Genomic DNA, 15,168 nt, shown 5'->3' with positions numbered 1-15,168 from the left:
GCGGCAGCGCGCCGAGTGCTGCAAAAGAGGGGCCCGGGCACTTCGGTGACGAAGTGTCCGGGCCCCTCGGTGTGCTCCGGTGCGGAGCGGGGTACTGCTACTGGTTCTGGTTCTCGCCGCGGTAGAACTCGAAGACCCAGCCGAACAGGCCGACGAGGATCAGCGGGGCGGAGAAGTACATGATCCACCACCCCATCGCGATGGAGAGGAAGGCGAGCGCGCCGCCGATGCTCAGCGACAGCGGCTGCCAGCTGTGCGGGGCGAAGAAGCCCACTTCACCGGCCTCGTCCGCGACGTCGGCCTCCTTGTCGTCCTGCGCCATCGCGTCGACACGCTTGGCCGTGAAGGCCAGGTAGTAGCCGATCATGATGGACAGGCCGAAGGCCAGGAAGAGCGCCGTCGTACCGACCGGCTCCTTGGACCAGACGCCGTAGAGGACGGCCATGGCAAGGATGAAGACGCTCAGCCAGATGAACATCTTGCCCTGGATCTTCACTTGCCGGCCTCCTTCGCGCCCGTGAGGGCCTCGGCCTCGTGCCCCTTGTTCTCCAGCTGGTCGACAGCCGCGATCTCGGGGTGGTGCAGGTCGAACGCCGGGGATTCGGAACGGATCCGCGGCAGGGTGAGGAAGTTGTGCCGCGGCGGCGGGCAGGACGTCGCCCACTCGAGCGAACGGCCGTAGCCCCACGGGTCGTCGACCTCGATCTTCTTGCCGTACTTGGCGGTCTTCCAGACGTTGTACAGGAACGGCAGGATCGACAGACCGAGCAGGAAGGAGGAGATCGTCGAGATCGTGTTCAGCGCGGTGAAGCCGTCGGCGTCGAGGTAGTCCGCGTAACGACGCGGCATGCCCTCGGCACCGAGCCAGTGCTGCACCAGGAAGGTGCCGTGGAAGCCGATGAACAGCGTCCAGAAGGTCATCTTGCCGAGCCGCTCGTCCAGCATCTTGCCGGTGAACTTCGGCCACCAGAAGTGGAAGCCGGCGAACATCGCGAAGACCACGGTGCCGAAGACGACGTAGTGGAAGTGCGCGACGACGAAGTACGAGTCGGAGACGTGGAAGTCCATCGGCGGCGAGGCCAGGATGACACCCGTCAGACCACCGAAGGTGAAGGTGATCAGGAAGCCGATCGTCCAGAGCATCGGTGTCTCGAAGGACAGCGAGCCCTTCCACATCGTTCCGATCCAGTTGAAGAACTTCACGCCTGTCGGTACGGCGATGAGGAACGTCATGAAGGAGAAGAACGGCAGGAGGACGCCGCCGGTGACGTACATGTGGTGCGCCCACACCGTCACGGACAGACCCGCGATCGCGATGGTCGCGGCCACCAGACCGATGTAGCCGAACATCGGCTTGCGGCTGAAGACCGGGATGACCTCGGAGACGATGCCGAAGAACGGCAGCGCGATGATGTACACCTCTGGGTGGCCGAAGAACCAGAAGAGGTGCTGCCACAGCAGCGCTCCACCGTTGGCCGCGTCGAAGACGTGCGCACCGAACTTGCGGTCCGCCTCCAGGGCGAACAGCGCCGCCGCCAGCACCGGGAAGGCGAGCAGGACCAGGACACCGGTCAGCAGCACGTTCCAGGTGAAGATCGGCATGCGGAACATCGTCATGCCCGGAGCGCGCATGCAGATGATCGTGGTGATGAAGTTGACCGAACCGAGGATCGTGCCGAAGCCGGAGAAGGCCAGACCCATGATCCACATGTCGGCGCCGACACCCGGCGAGCGGACGGCGTCCGACAGCGGGGAGTAGGCGAACCAGCCGAAGTCGGCCGCACCCTGCGGGGTGAGGAAGCCGGCGACCGCCATGATCGAGCCGAAGAGGTACAGCCAGTAGGCGAACATGTTCAGCCGCGGGAACGCCACGTCGGGCGCGCCGATCTGCAGCGGCATGATCCAGTTCGCGAAACCGGCGAACAGCGGCGTCGCGAACATCAGCAGCATGATCGTGCCGTGCATCGTGAACGCCTGGTTGAACTGCTCGTTCGACATGATCTGCGTACCCGGACGGGCCAGCTCGGCGCGCATGAAGAGCGCCATGAGTCCGCCGATGCAGAAGAAGACGAACGACGTGACCAGGTAGAGCGTGCCGATCGTCTTGTGGTCGGTGGTGGTCAGCCACTTGATCACGACATTGCCGGGCTGCTTGCGCCGTACGGGCAGCTCGTTCTCGTACGAGTCCTCAGCTGCGGCGGCACCCTGGGTTTCGTTGTGGATGCTCACAGTTGGTTCTTCTCCGCATTCCTGGCCGGGTCCGTCTGCTCGATGCCAGACGGGATGTAGCCGGTCTGCCCCTTCTCGGCCAGCTCCTTCAGGTGCTGCTGGTAGCGCTCCGGGGAGACCACCTTGACGTTGAAGAGCATCCGGGAGTGGTCGACACCGCACAGCTCGGCACACTTGCCCATGAAGGTGCCCTCGCGGGTCGGAGTCACCTCGAAGGAGTTGGTGTGACCCGGGATGACGTCCTGCTTCATCAGGAAGGGGACCACCCAGAAGGAGTGGATGACGTCACGGGAGGTCAGGACGAACCGGACCTTCTCGCCCTTCGGCAGCCACAGGGTCGGACCCGGGTTGCCGTTCTGCGGGTTCCGGTCGCCCGGGATACCGGCGTCGTAGACGCCGCCGGCGTTCTCCGGGAAGTCCGCGAGGAACTTGTCCGGGATCGAGGCGAGGTTCTTGTCCGTCTTGGCGTCACCCGTCACACCGGGCACGTTCTCGACGTAGTTGAAGCCCCAGCTCCACTGGTAGCCGACCACGTTGACCGTGTGCGCCGGCTTCGGGGTGAGCTCGAGGAGCTTCGACTCGTCGCGCGCGGTGAAGTAGAAGAGCACCGAGACGATGATGAGGGGGGTGACCGTGTACAGCGCCTCGATGGGCATGTTGTACCGGGTCTGCGGAGGTACCTCGATCTTGGTCCGGCTGCGCCGGTGGAAGATGACTGACCAGATGATCAGGCCCCACACCAGGATGCCGGTGATGAGCGCGGCGGCCCACGAACCCTGCCAGAGGGAGAGGATCCGAGGCGCCTCTTCCGTCACAGGGGTGGGCATACCGAGGCGGGGGAAGTCTTCCCAGTTGTACGAGCAGCCCGTGGCTGTCGCCAGGATCAGGCCCGCAGTCAGCACCTGCGGCAGCTTCCGCCGCATCGGGCGCCGCGACGAGCGGTCGGAGCCGTTGGGACTCACGTAGCGCCTTCCCGAGAGTCTCGGCCCGCGCTTGGTCGGCCACGGCCGTCCGTCTCGCTGGTCGGTCGCCGCCCCGTGCCGCGGGCAGGGGTTTGGATGTTTATGCGGACCAAACCCTACTGGACGCTATTTGGGGTCGCGCGGGGAGGGTGCCCAACGCGCCGTCCGAGTCCCCGAAGGGGTGGACTCCGGGGTTCCGCAGGGGGGTCGGACGCGTCCGTTCGGCGGCCTGCCGGTGCGCGGCACCCTGCTTCTGACGAGGGCTCACGGGGCCGCGGCGGGACCGCGCGGGGCGCGCGGGCGGGACCCGGCCCGGGTGTCGGCAGGACCCGGCGCGGGCGGGCGTGGATCACCGGACCGCAGCCTCTACCGTGGGCGGATGCCCTACTTCGACGCCGCGTCCGCCGCTCCGCTGCACCCCGTCGCCCGCCAGGCGCTGCTCGCCTCCCTGGACGAGGGCTGGGCCGATCCGGCCCGCCTCTACCGGGAGGGACGGCGGGCCCGGCTGCTCCTCGACGCGGCGCGGGAGGCGGCGGCCGAGGCCGTGGGCTGCCGTCCGGACGAGCTGGTGTTCACTCCTTCGGGGACCCGTGCGGTTCACGCCGGAATCTCCGGAGTTCTCGCGGCGCGTCGGCGTGTCGGGAACCGGCTCGTCGTCTCCGCGGTCGAACACTCCTCCGTGCTGCACGCCGGCGAGTCGCACGCGGCGGCGGGCGGCGCCGTGACCGAGGTGCCGGTGGGCCGGTCCGGGGCGGTGGACGCGGCCCGCTTCGCGGCGGCCCTCGACGCCGGGACGGCCCTGGCGTGTCTCCAGTCGGCCAACCACGAGGTGGGCACCGAGCAGCCGGTGGCCGAGGCGGCCGAGGCCTGTCGGGCGGCCGGAGTGCCGCTCCTCGTGGACGCGGCCCAGTCCCTGGGCTGGGGGCCGGTGGACGGCGACTGGTCGCTGCTCACGGCGAGCGCCCACAAGTGGGGCGGCCCGGCGGGGGTGGGGCTGCTCGCCGTACGCAAGGGGGTCAGGTTCGCTCCCCAAGGCCCCTCCGACGAGCGGGAGTCGGGCCGGGCGCCCGGCTTCGAGAACCTCCCGGCGATCGTGGCGGCGGCGGCCTCGCTCCGGGCGGTCCGGGCGGAGGCGGAGACCGAGGGGGCGCGGCTGCGGGCCCTGGTGGACCGGATCCGTTCGCGGGTGCCGGAGCTGGTGCCGGACGTGGAGGTGGTGGGCGATCCGGTGCGGCGGCTCCCCCACCTGGTCACGTTCTCCTGTCTCTATGTCGACGGGGAGACGCTGCTGCACGAGCTGGACCGGGAGGGTTTCTCCGTTTCGTCCGGTTCGTCGTGTACGAGTTCGACGCTGACGCCCAGCCATGTGCTGCGCGCCATGGGGGTGCTGAGCGAGGGGAACGTACGGGTGTCCCTGCCGGCCGGGACCGCGGCGGAGGACGTGGACCGCTTCCTCGACGTCCTGCCGCGGGTGGTCGCGGAGGTACGGGAACGCCTCGGCGCCCCGGCAGCGCCTGCGGCCTCCGCGACCACGGCCGGTCCGCTCGTCGTGGACGCCCTGGGCAAGCGCTGCCCGATCCCGGTGATCGAACTGGCGAAGGTGTTCGGAGAGGTGCCGGTGGGCGGCACGGTGACGGTCCTGTCGGACGACGAGGCGGCGCGGCTCGACATTCCGGCGTGGTGCGAGATGCGGGGGCAGGAGTACGTGGGCGAGGAGCCGTCGCCGCGGGGCGGTTCGGCGTACGTGGTGCGCCGGGTGTCGTGAGGCGGGCACCGGAGAGCCCCGTGGCGAGCGGTCGCCACGGGGCCCGGGGGGTCACTTCAGGTGGGACTGGACCTCGGCGGCCGCGTCCTCGCCGTACGCCTTCGTGAAGCGCTCCATGAAGTGGGCGCGGCGCAGCGTGTACTCCTGGGTGCCCAGCGTCTCGATGACGAGGGTGGCGAGCATGCAGCCGACCTGCGCGGCCCGCTCCAGGCCGACGCCCCACGACAGACCGGTGAGGAAGCCGGCGCGGAACGCGTCGCCGACGCCCGTCGGGTCGACCTTGGCGGTCTCCTCGGGGCAGCCGACCTCGATCGGGGTGTCGCCGACGCGCTCGATGCGCACTCCGCGCGAGCCGAGCGTGGTGACCCGGTGGCCGACGCGGCCGAGGATCTCGGCGTCGGTCCAGCCCGTCTTGGACTCGATGAGGCCCTTCTCGTACTCGTTGGAGAAGAGATAGGTCGCCCCGTCGAGGAGGGTGCGGATCTCGTCGCCGTCCATGCGCGCGATCTGCTGCGAGAAGTCGGCGGCGAAGGGGATCGCCCGCGTCTTGCACTCCTCCGTGTGGCGGAGCATCGCCTCGGGGTCGTCGGCGCCGATCAGGACCAGGTCGAGCCCGCCCACCCGGTCGGCTACGGCCTTGAGCTCGATCAGCCGGGCCTCGCTCATCGCGCCCGTGTAGAAGGAGCCGATCTGGTTGTGGTCCCTGTCGGTGGTGCAGACGAAGCGGGCGGTGTGCAGGACCTCGGAGATGCGCACCGAGGCGGTGTCGACGCCGTGCCGGTCGAGCCAGCCGCGGTACTCGTCGAAGTCGTAGCCGGCCGCGCCCACGAGGATGGGGCTGCCGCCGAGCTGTCCCATGCCGAAGCAGATGTTGGGGCCGACGCCTCCGCGCCGGACGTCGAGGTTGTCGACGAGGAAGGAGAGGGACACCGTGTGGAGCTGGTCGGCCACCAGTTGGTCGGCGAACCGGCCGGGGAAGGTCATGAGGTGGTCGGTGGCGATGGAGCCGGTGACTGCGATGCGCACGGCGGGTGCTCCTGCGGGAAGGCGGTAATGACAGTTCACGCTACCCGGTGGCGCGGGGTCTGCCGAGCAGTGGAAACTACCCCAGAGTAGGGCTTTTCTCCGGAGTGGTGCCATGCATACGGTGCGGCCATGACCACGTACCCCGCTCCGCGTGAGCGACACGAGTCCGAGTCGAGCCTCGCCGAGCTGTGCGGCGACGGCGCTCGGATGGCCCCCCATTGGGTCACCGAGGTCTCCCCCGCCCCCGCTCCGGTGTCCCCCGCGCTGATCCACGGGGTGGTCGTGCCGGCCGCCTCTGCACGGCTGATCGACGCCACCGCGGAGTACGGCGGCTGACGGACGGGAACCGTCCGCCCGTCCGCTCCGTCCCATCGGCGTCCGGTCGAGACGAGGGAGCTGTGCGGTGAGCGGTACGGAGAACGTACGGAGGCGACGGAACGTCCTGGCCACCTCGGTGGCGGCGGGTGTGCTGCTCGCCGGGGGCGGTGGCGTCTACCTCGCCACCACGGCGTCCGGTGGCGGCGGGACCGGGACCGAGGCCCGGGCCGGCGACGCGGCCGGGCCGCCCCCTCCGTTGCGGCTGGGGAGCGGCAGCGCCGACACACGGGGCGGTCCGGGGATCGCGCCCGGCGAGCCGGATCCCGGCGGCGGCCCGAACGGGACCGTCTACACAGCCAAGGGCCCACTCCCCCAGGGGCCCTCCTCGGCCGCGGTCCACCGGCCCGGGGGCCTGGTCACCTCGGCGGAGGTGACCAGGCTGGCCGAGGCGCTCGGTGTGTCCGGGAGCCCCGCCCTGGTGGGCGACGTCTGGACGATCCGGCCCGAGAAGGACGGTTCGGGACCGCGCCTCGACGTGACGCGGAAGGCGCCGGGGAACTGGACGTACTCCTGGTACGAGGGCGGCCCCGCGGGTGACACCTGCCTCAAGGGCAAGGCCTGTCCGCCCCCGGGGGAGACGAAGCCCTCGCCCGGCGGTACGCCCCTGAGCGAGGCGGCGGCGAAGGCGGCGGCCGCGCCCGTTCTGAAGGCCCTCGGGCAGGACGACGCGAAGGTCTCCGCGACCCAGGTGATGAACGGTTCGGTACGGGTGGTCAACGCCGACCCGGTGGTGGGCGGGCTGCCGACCTACGGCTGGTCCACCGGGCTGCACATCGCGCGGGACGGCCGGACGGTGGCCGGGAGCGGGACGCTGAAGGAGCCGGTCGAGGGTGCCGCGTATCCGGTGATCGGGGCGGCGAAGGCGCTCGCCCGGCTGAACGAGGACTCGAAGGGCACCGGCCCGATCGGCATCGGGGGCTGCGCCACCGACCCGCCGGCCGGCGAGGCGCCCGACGCGGGGCGGCCGGACGTCGGGACCGGTCAGGAGCCGGTGCCGGGGAACGCCGCCCCGACTCCGCCCTGCCAGACGACCGTGGACATGGCGCCCCCCGAGCAGGTACCGGTGACGGGTGCGGTGTTCGGTCTCGCCGCGCAGGACGTGGACGGCGAGCGGCTGCTCGTACCGTCGTGGCTGTTCACGGCGGATCCGGCGGCCGGGGCGCCGTACACGGTGGTGCAGGCGGCGGTGGCTCCGGAGTACCTGACGCCGCCGGCGAAGCCCTCGCCGACGCCTTCCCAGCCGGACGGCACCGCGCCGGTGCGGCAGATCGAGTCGTTCCGGACGGAGGGCGACGGCCGGAAGCTGACCGTCACCTTCTGGGGCGGGGTGTGCAGCACGTACACCGTGACGGCGGAGGAGACCCCGTCGCAGGTGTCGGTGCGGGTCACCGAGAAGCCGATCGACCCGGACCGGCTGTGCATCCTGGTCGCCAAGGAGATCACGCGGACCGTGACGCTCCAGGGTCCGCTGGGCGACCGGCCCGTGGTGGACGCGGCCAGCGGGGAAGCGGTGCCTCGGCGCTGAGTCCCGCGGGGAACGCATGAGGGCGGCGGCCCGGGATCACTCCCGGGCCGCCGCCCTCATGCGTACAGCGTCTGCGGCTTAGCTGAACGAGTCGCCGCAGGCGCAGGAGCCCGTGGCGTTGGGGTTGTCGATGGTGAAGCCCTGCTTCTCGATGGTGTCGACGAAGTCGATCGAGGCACCCCCGAGGTACGGGGCGCTCATGCGGTCGGTGACGACCTTGACGCCGTCGAAGTCCTTCACGACATCGCCGTCGAGCGAACGCTCGTCGAAGAACAGCTGGTAACGCAGGCCGGAGCAGCCGCCGGGCTGAACGGCGACGCGCAGGGCCAGGTCTTCGCGGCCTTCCTGGTCGAGGAGGGCCTTGACCTTGGCCGCGGCGGCGTCGGACAGGAGGATGCCGTCGCTGACAGTGGTCTTCTCGTCCGATACGGACATCTGCTTCTCTCCCGGTGTGTACGGAGACTGCTTGCCGACGGTTGCAACCGACGGTGCCCCGGATTCATTCCGGGCCGAGTGGGGTTTCCCTCCTTCATGCTCGCACACCCTGTCCACGAGCGCGGACGGCGAATTCGTCACATCGACACTATGGACATCGTCATGGTGACGTGAAGCGGTTATGATAGATAGCGTCATTTCGACGAAAAGGCGTTGCCCGAAGACCCCGAACACCCCGAAGAAAGGGTGCGTGACGTGACCACCGCCCATGCCCGTCATGAGCTCGATGTGCAGCCGACGCCGCTCGCCCTTCTCCTGCTCGGCCGCGAGGCCGACCCGAAGAGCGAGCGCGGCGTGGAGTGCCCCGGCGATCTGCCGTCGCCCTCCGACCCGGATCTCGTGGAGCGCGCCCGCGCGGCCAAGGAGAGGCTCGGGGACAAGGTCTTCGTGCTCGGCCACCACTACCAGCGCGACGAGGTCATCCAGTTCGCCGACGTCACCGGTGACTCCTTCAAGCTCGCGCGTGACGCCGCGGCCAAGCCCGAGGCCGAGTACATCGTGTTCTGCGGTGTGCACTTCATGGCGGAGTCGGCCGACATCCTGACCGGCGACGACCAGAAGGTCGTCCTGCCCGACCTCGCGGCCGGCTGCTCGATGGCCGACATGGCCACCGCCGAGCAGGTCGCCGAGTGCTGGGACGTGCTGACCGAGGCCGGCATCGCCGACCAGGTCGTGCCGGTCTCGTACATGAACTCCTCGGCCGACATCAAGGCCTTCACCGGCAAGCACGGGGGCACCATCTGCACCTCCTCCAACGCGGAGCGGGCCCTGAACTGGGCCTTCGAGCAGGGGGAGCCCGGCACAACAAAGGTGCTCTTCCTGCCCGACCAGCACCTGGGCCGGAACACCGCCGTGCGCGACATGGGAATGTCGCTCGACGACTGCGTCCTGTACAACCCGCACAAGCCCAACGGCGGCCTGACCGTCGAGGAGCTGCGGAACGCCAAGATGATCCTGTGGCGGGGTCACTGCTCGGTGCACGGCCGCTTCTCGCTGGACTCGGTGAACGACGTGCGCGAGCGCATCCCGGGCGTGAACGTGCTCGTCCACCCCGAGTGCCGCCACGAGGTCGTCGCCGCCGCGGACTACGTGGGCTCGACCGAGTACATCATCAACACCCTGGAGGCGGCCCCGGCCGGCTCGAAGTGGGCGATCGGCACCGAGCTGAACCTGGTCCGCCGCCTGGCGAACCGTTACGCCGACCAGGGCAAGGAGATCGTCTTCCTCGACAAGACGGTCTGCTTCTGCTCGACCATGAACCGCATCGACCTGCCGCACCTGGTGTGGACCCTGGAGTCCCTGGCCGACGGCAAGCTCGTCAACCAGATCCAGGTCGACACGGAGACGGAGAGCTTCGCGAAGCTCGCTCTCGAGCGGATGCTCGCTCTGCCGTAACGGTTCTCCGCCGTAACGGTTCTCCCTCGCCTACGCCGAAGGGCGCCCCGCACGATCGCGGGGCGCCCTTCGCCGTACCTGCCGGGACTCAGTCCAGGATGTCGAGCAGGCCCGCGTCGACCGGGGTGACGTCCGGCTGCTCCGGGTTGTGCGTCACCTCGTCCTTGGCCTTGGCCTTCGCCTCGTCCTTCGCCTTCCGCTTCGCCGCCTTCTTCTTCGCACGGCGCTCCTTGCGGAGCTCCACCATCGCGTAGAGCGTCGGGACGAGGAGCAGGGTCAGCAGCGTCGAGGTGATCAGACCACCGATCACCACCACGGCCAGCGGCTGGGCGATGAAGCCGCCCTCGCCGGTGATGCCGAGGGCCATCGGCAGCAGGGCGAAGATGGTCGCGAGGGCGGTCATCAGGATCGGGCGGAGCCGGTGCCGGCCACCCTCGATCACCGCTTCGACGACGCCCAGGCCCTTGGCCCGGTACTGGTTGATCAGGTCGATCAGGACGATCGCGTTGGTGACGACGATGCCGATGAGCATCAGCATGCCGATCATCGCCGGGACGCCCATGGCGGTGTCGGTGACGATGAGCAGACCGAGCGCGCCGGTCGCCGCGAACGGGATCGAGACCAGCAGGATCAGCGGCTGGATCAGCGACCTGAAGGTCGCGACCAGCAGCATGAAGACGATCGCGATGGCCGCGAGCATCGCCAGGGCCAGACTGAGCTGGGCCTCCTCCAGGTCCTCCGAGGCACCACCGATGGTGGCGGTGGCGCCCGCCGGCAGGTCGAGCGCGTCGATCTTCTGCGTGAGGGCGAGGCTCACCGCGCCGGTGTCGTCGCCGACCGGCTTGGCCGTGACCGTCGCGGTGCGGGCGCCGTCGACCCTGGTCATGGAGACGGGGCCGGGGACCAGCTCGACGGTGGCGATGTCACCGAGCTTCACCGGGCCGAGGGGCAGCGCCTTGAGCTCGGCCAGGGTGGTGGCCGGTCGGGCCGAGGTGATGAGGACGTCCCGCTCGCTGTCGTCGAGGGTCGCCTTGGCGGCCGGGGTGCCCCGGACGGCCTGGGCGACGATCATGCCGAGCGAGCCGGAGTCGAACCCGGCGTCGGCGGCCGCGGGCTTCGCCGTGACCGAGACGCGCGGCACGGACTGCGAGAGGTCGCTCTGCACGTCGGTGACGTCCTTGAGCCCGGCGACGGCCGCCCGGACCTGCTCCGACGCCTTCTTGAGGACCTCGGGGTCGGCGGCCTTGACGACCACGCTCAGGTCCTGGCTGCCGAAGCCGTCACCGGCCGTCAGGGTCGTCTCGCCGACCCCGTCGAGGGCGCCGAGGCCCTTCTCGATGGCGTCGCGCGTCTTCTCGAACGAGGCGGACTCCTCCAGGCTGACCTGGTACGAGGCCTGGTTGGAGCCGGTGCCGCCGCCGAAGGCCGCCATGAATCCGGAGGAGCCGACGGTGACCTGGTAGTCCTTGACGCCCTCGGTCTCCCCGAGGAGCTTCTCGATCTTCTTCGCGGCTTCGTCGGAGGCGCTCAGGCTGGTGCCGGGCGCCAGCTCCTGCTTGATGCTGAGGACGTTCTGGTCGCCCGGCTCGAAGAAGTTCGTCTTCAGGAGCGGGGTCATGCCGAGGGTGACGACCAGGACGGCGAACGCGATGCCGAGGCTGGCGAGCCGGCGCCGGGTCGCGAACCGCAGGACCGGCACGTACAGGCGCTGGAGGCGGCTCTTCTCCTCCTTCTCCTCGGCCAGCCTGCGGGCCTCCGCGAGGTCCTCCGTGGTGCCCTGGGGGGCGCGGAGGAACCAGTACGAGAGGACGGGGACCACGGTGAGGGAGACGAGCAGCGAGGCCAGCAGGGCGGCCGTCACCGTCAGCGAGAAGGAGCCGAACATCGCGCCGACGATGCCGCCGACCAGGCCGATCGGCAGGAAGACGGCGACGGTGGTGAGGGTCGAGGAGGTGACGGCGCCGGCCACCTCACGGACCGCGGTGAGGATCGCCTCGCGGCGCTCCTCGCCGTAGCCGAGGTGGCGCTTGATGTTCTCCAGGACCACGATCGAGTCGTCGACGACCCGGCCGATGGCGATGGTGAGCGCGCCGAGCGTCAGCATGTTCAGCGACAGGTCGCGCGTCCACAGCACGATGAGGGCGAGGACGACCGAGAGCGGGATGGAGACCGCGGTGACCAGGGTCGAGCGGATCGACGTGAGGAAGACCAGGATCACCAGGACGGCCATGACGAGGCCGAGCGCGCCCTCGGTGGTCAGTCCGGAGACGGCCTTCGCGACGGCCGGGCCCTGGTCGGAGACGACGGTCAGCTCGGCGCCCGCGCCGAGGTCCTCGCGCAGCCCGGACAGCTTCTCCTGGACGGCGTCGGAGATGGCGACGGCGCTGCCGTCCTTGTCCATGGTGGCCATCACGGCGAGGCTGGGCTTGCCGTTGGTGCGGGTCAGGGAGGTGCGCGGCGACTCCTCCTGACGGACGGTGGCCACGTCGCCGAGGCGGACGGCCTTGCCCTTGCCGGGGACGGCCGCCGGGATGCGCAGGTCCTCGATCTGCCGCAGCGAGGTGAAGCCGCCGCCGACCTGGACCGTGCGGTTCTTGCCGTCCTCCGCGAAGGAGCCGGCCGGCATGGTGCCGCCGCCGGAGCGCAGGGCCTCGGCCAGCTTCATGCCGCTGAGCCCGGCCGCGGCGAGCTTCCGCTCGTCGGGGGTGACGGAGACCTGGAGGTCCTGGACACCGCTGACGGAGACCTGGGCGACGCCGTCGATGCCCTCCAGGGTGGGCACCACGGTCCGTTCGAGCAGGTCGGCGAGGGCCTGCGGGTCCTTGTCGGAGGAGGCGGCGAGGACCACGGTCGGCATGTCGTCCGTGGAACCGGCCACGACCTGCGGGTCGACCGTGTCGGGCAGCTGCGCGCGGGCGCGGTTGACCGCCTGCTGGACGTCGGCCACGAGCTGCTTCGTCGACTGGTCGCCGTAGTCGAAGGTGGCCATGACGAGGGCCATGCCCTCGGAGGCGGTGGAGGTGACCGACGTGAGGCCGTCGACCGCCTTCAGGTTGTTCTCCAGGGGCTCGACGACCTGCTTCTCGACCACATCGGGAGAGGCACCCTGGTACGGGGCGAGGACCGAGACCATGGGCAGCTCGATCGAGGGGAACAACTGCTGCTTCAGCTGCGGTATCGCGATCGCCCCGAACACGAGCGCGACGATGGACATCAGACCGATCAGGGCCCGTTGCGCGAGGCTGAATCTGGACAGCCAGGACATGGGGTCTCTCTTCTGTGGCGTACTCGTCGGCAGGCGGGAGCAGCCAAGACCCCGGCCCCGATCCGCTGGATCCGCCGGGGGCGCCCCCCACCTATACGATCTGCCATCGCCGCCCGGAAGTCCTCGGCCCCCGGGTCCACATCCTTATCCCGCGCATACCGCGTCTGGAGTACGCCGGGGGCCCCGGTCACTCCACCCTCGGACGTACCAGTCCCGATTCGTAGGCGGTGACCACCAGCTGGGCCCGGTCGCGGGCGCCGAGCTTGGCCATGGCCCGGTTGACGTGCGTCTTCACGGTGAGGGGGCTGACGTCGAGCCGCTCGGCGATCTCGTCGTTCGACAGACCGCCCCCGACGAGGACGAGGACCTCGCGCTCCCGGGCGGTGAGCGTGGCGAGCCGCTCGGAGCGGGCGCCGCCGCCCTCGCCCTCCGCCTGCGTGCCGCCGCCCTGCGCCAGGAAGGAGGCGATCAGGCCCTTCGTCGCGGCCGGCGAGAGCAGCGCCTCGCCCGCGTGCGCGATCCGGATCGCGCCGAGCAGCTCCTCGGGCTCCGCCCCCTTGCCGAGGAAGCCGGACGCCCCGGCGCGCAGTGCCTGCACGACGTACTCGTCGACCTCGAAGGTGGTCAGCATGACGATCCGTACGTCGGAGAGTCCGGGGTCGGCCGTGATCATGCGGGTGGCCGTGAGGCCGTCCGTGCCCGGCATCCGGATGTCCATGAGGACGACGTCGGGGCGCTCGGAGCGGGCGAGGTCCAGGGCCTCGGCGCCGTCGGCCGCTTCGCCGACGACCTCCATGTCCGGTTCGGAGTTCACCAGGACCTTGAAGGCGCTGCGCAGCAGGGCCTGGTCGTCGGCGAGCAGTACCCGGATGGTCATGTGTCCTCCCCCGTACGGGACGTCACCGGCAGTATCGCCTGTACGCGGAATCCGCCGCCGTACCGGGGGGCGGCGGTCAGCGTGCCGCCGAGCGCGCCGACCCGTTCGCGCATGCCGAGCAGGCCGTGGCCGCCGGAGTCGACGGGGGCCTGCGACTGCGGGGCGCCGTTGTCGAGGACGGTGATCTCGACCGTACGGCCCACCCGGACGACGCTCACCTCGGCCTCGGCGTCCGGTCCCGCGTGCTTGCGCACATTGGTCAGGGCCTCCTGAACGATCCGGTACGCGGCGAGATCGACGGTCCCGGGCAGCGGCTTGTCCCCGTCGGAGCGGGCCAGGGTGACCGGGAGCCCGGCCTTGCGGAAGCTGTCGAGGAGCCCGTCGAGCACGGCGAGGCCGGGGGCCGGTTCGGTGGGGGCCTCCGGGTCGCCGGACTGACGCAGCAGACCCACGGTGGCGCGGAGCTCGTCGAGCGCGGAGCGACTGGCCTCGCGCACGTGCGCGAGCGCCTCCTTGGCCTGGTCGGGGCGCTTGTCCATGACATGGGCGGCGACGCCGGCCTGGACGTTCACCAGGGCGATGTGGTGGGCGACGACGTCGTGGAGGTCGCGGGCGATCCGCAGCCGCTCCTCGGCGACCCGGCGGCCCGCCTCCTCCTCGCGGGTGCGTTCGGCGCGTTCGGCGCGCTCCCGTATCGCGTCGACGAAGGCCCGGCGGCTGCGGACGGCGTCCCCGGCGGCCGCGGCCATGCCGGTCCACGCGAAGACGCCGAGGTTCTCCTGCGCGTACCAGTGGGTCGGGCCGAAGGTCATGGCGGCGGCGGTGAGCACGGCCATCGTGACGAGTCCGACGCGCCAGGTGGTGGGGCGGTCGGTGCGGGAGGCGACCGTGTAGAGGGCGACGACGGCGCTCATGGCGATGGGGGCGGGTCTGGTGTCGTTGATCAGCTCGAAGAGCGTGATCGTCACGGTGAAGCAGAGCACGCGGAAGGGGTGGCGGCGGCGCAGCACGAGCGCGGCCGCCCCGGCGACCATGATCAGCACGCTCCACACGTCGGGCGTGTGGTCGCCGAAGGTCGGCCCGTCCGGGCTGCCGTGCGGGTCGGTGAAGGACCCGGCGATCATGGCGACGAGCGCGCCGAACGCGATGGTCGCGTCGAAGGCGAGCGGATGGTCGCGGAAACAGTCGCGGAGGCGGGTGTAGAGCGTGCCGGTGGCGGGGCCGGTGGAGGTCACGGGGGACAACGGTACG

12 protein-coding genes are annotated in these 15,168 nt (G+C 70.5%); 4 read left to right on the top strand and 8 right to left on the bottom strand.

Going from position 1 to position 15,168, the window contains the following annotated elements; all coding sequences use genetic code 11:
- Positions 1–97 precede the first annotated feature (97 nt).
- From IO20_RS0101465 to ctaC, 3 genes are read right to left on the bottom strand one after another with little or no spacing between them, the layout of a single operon-like run.
- Positions 98–496 carry a cytochrome c oxidase subunit 4 gene (locus IO20_RS0101465; RefSeq protein WP_030219715.1) on the bottom strand — a complete coding sequence of 133 codons (399 nt, stop codon included), beginning with the start codon at positions 494–496 and terminating at the stop codon, positions 98–100.
- Positions 493–2,229 carry an aa3-type cytochrome oxidase subunit I gene (ctaD, locus tag IO20_RS0101460; RefSeq protein WP_030547465.1) on the bottom strand — a complete coding sequence of 579 codons (1,737 nt, stop codon included), beginning with the start codon at positions 2,227–2,229 and terminating at the stop codon, positions 493–495. The genes IO20_RS0101465 and ctaD overlap by 4 nt, the downstream gene beginning before the upstream one ends.
- Complete coding sequence (ctaC, locus tag IO20_RS0101455; RefSeq protein ID WP_030219721.1) at positions 2,226–3,191, bottom strand: aa3-type cytochrome oxidase subunit II; 966 nt, start codon at positions 3,189–3,191, stop codon at positions 2,226–2,228. The genes ctaD and ctaC overlap by 4 nt, the downstream gene beginning before the upstream one ends.
- A gap of 379 nt (positions 3,192–3,570) precedes the next feature.
- Here ctaC and IO20_RS0101450 point away from each other — a divergent pair, with 379 nt between their 5' ends.
- On the top strand, positions 3,571–4,956 hold the full coding sequence (locus tag IO20_RS0101450; protein ID WP_030547468.1) for a cysteine desulfurase/sulfurtransferase TusA family protein: 1,386 nt from the start codon (positions 3,571–3,573) through the stop codon (positions 4,954–4,956).
- Between the two features lie 51 nt (positions 4,957–5,007).
- On the opposite strand, the gene IO20_RS0101445 is transcribed toward IO20_RS0101450, so the two are convergent.
- On the bottom strand, positions 5,008–5,982 hold the full coding sequence (locus tag IO20_RS0101445) for a carbohydrate kinase family protein (RefSeq protein WP_030547469.1): 975 nt from the start codon (positions 5,980–5,982) through the stop codon (positions 5,008–5,010).
- Between the two features lie 129 nt (positions 5,983–6,111).
- Between IO20_RS0101445 and IO20_RS0101440 the strand changes: the two genes are divergently transcribed.
- Together IO20_RS0101440 and IO20_RS0101435 are read left to right on the top strand one after the other, a co-directional pair.
- Positions 6,112–6,318, top strand: a complete 207-nt coding sequence (locus IO20_RS0101440) for a hypothetical protein (protein ID WP_030547471.1) — start codon at positions 6,112–6,114, stop codon at positions 6,316–6,318.
- A 67-nt stretch (positions 6,319–6,385) separates the two neighbouring features.
- On the top strand, positions 6,386–7,885 hold the full coding sequence (locus IO20_RS0101435) for a hypothetical protein (RefSeq protein ID WP_030547473.1): 1,500 nt from the start codon (positions 6,386–6,388) through the stop codon (positions 7,883–7,885).
- Between the two features lie 78 nt (positions 7,886–7,963).
- Here the strand turns inward: IO20_RS0101435 and IO20_RS0101430 are convergent, their stop codons facing one another.
- The gene (locus IO20_RS0101430) at positions 7,964–8,320 is read right to left on the bottom strand and encodes a HesB/IscA family protein (protein WP_015033024.1); all 357 of its coding nucleotides are present in this window, start codon (positions 8,318–8,320) and stop codon (positions 7,964–7,966) included.
- A gap of 255 nt (positions 8,321–8,575) precedes the next feature.
- Here IO20_RS0101430 and nadA point away from each other — a divergent pair, with 255 nt between their 5' ends.
- On the top strand, positions 8,576–9,775 hold the full coding sequence (nadA, locus tag IO20_RS0101425) for a quinolinate synthase NadA (protein ID WP_030547476.1): 1,200 nt from the start codon (positions 8,576–8,578) through the stop codon (positions 9,773–9,775).
- Between the two features lie 88 nt (positions 9,776–9,863).
- Here the strand turns inward: nadA and IO20_RS0101420 are convergent, their stop codons facing one another.
- The 3 genes from IO20_RS0101420 to IO20_RS0101410 form a co-directional block, all read right to left on the bottom strand.
- Entirely contained in the window at positions 9,864–13,040 is a 3,177-nt protein-coding gene (locus tag IO20_RS0101420) for an efflux RND transporter permease subunit (protein WP_030547479.1), read from the bottom strand.
- A gap of 187 nt (positions 13,041–13,227) precedes the next feature.
- The gene (locus IO20_RS0101415; protein ID WP_030547481.1) at positions 13,228–13,917 is read right to left on the bottom strand and encodes a response regulator; all 690 of its coding nucleotides are present in this window, start codon (positions 13,915–13,917) and stop codon (positions 13,228–13,230) included.
- Positions 13,914–15,152 (bottom strand): sensor histidine kinase, encoded by a 1,239-nt coding sequence (locus tag IO20_RS0101410; RefSeq protein ID WP_030547483.1) that lies wholly within the window; start codon positions 15,150–15,152, stop codon positions 13,914–13,916. The genes IO20_RS0101415 and IO20_RS0101410 overlap by 4 nt, the downstream gene beginning before the upstream one ends.
- Between the last annotated feature and the right edge of the window lie 16 nt (positions 15,153–15,168).

Origin of the sequence: Streptomyces exfoliatus (assembly GCF_000725545.1) — a bacterium.
Classification (GTDB): Bacteria; Actinomycetota; Actinomycetes; order Streptomycetales; family Streptomycetaceae; genus Streptomyces; species Streptomyces exfoliatus.
This window is presented reverse-complemented; position numbering and strand designations above follow the sequence as displayed.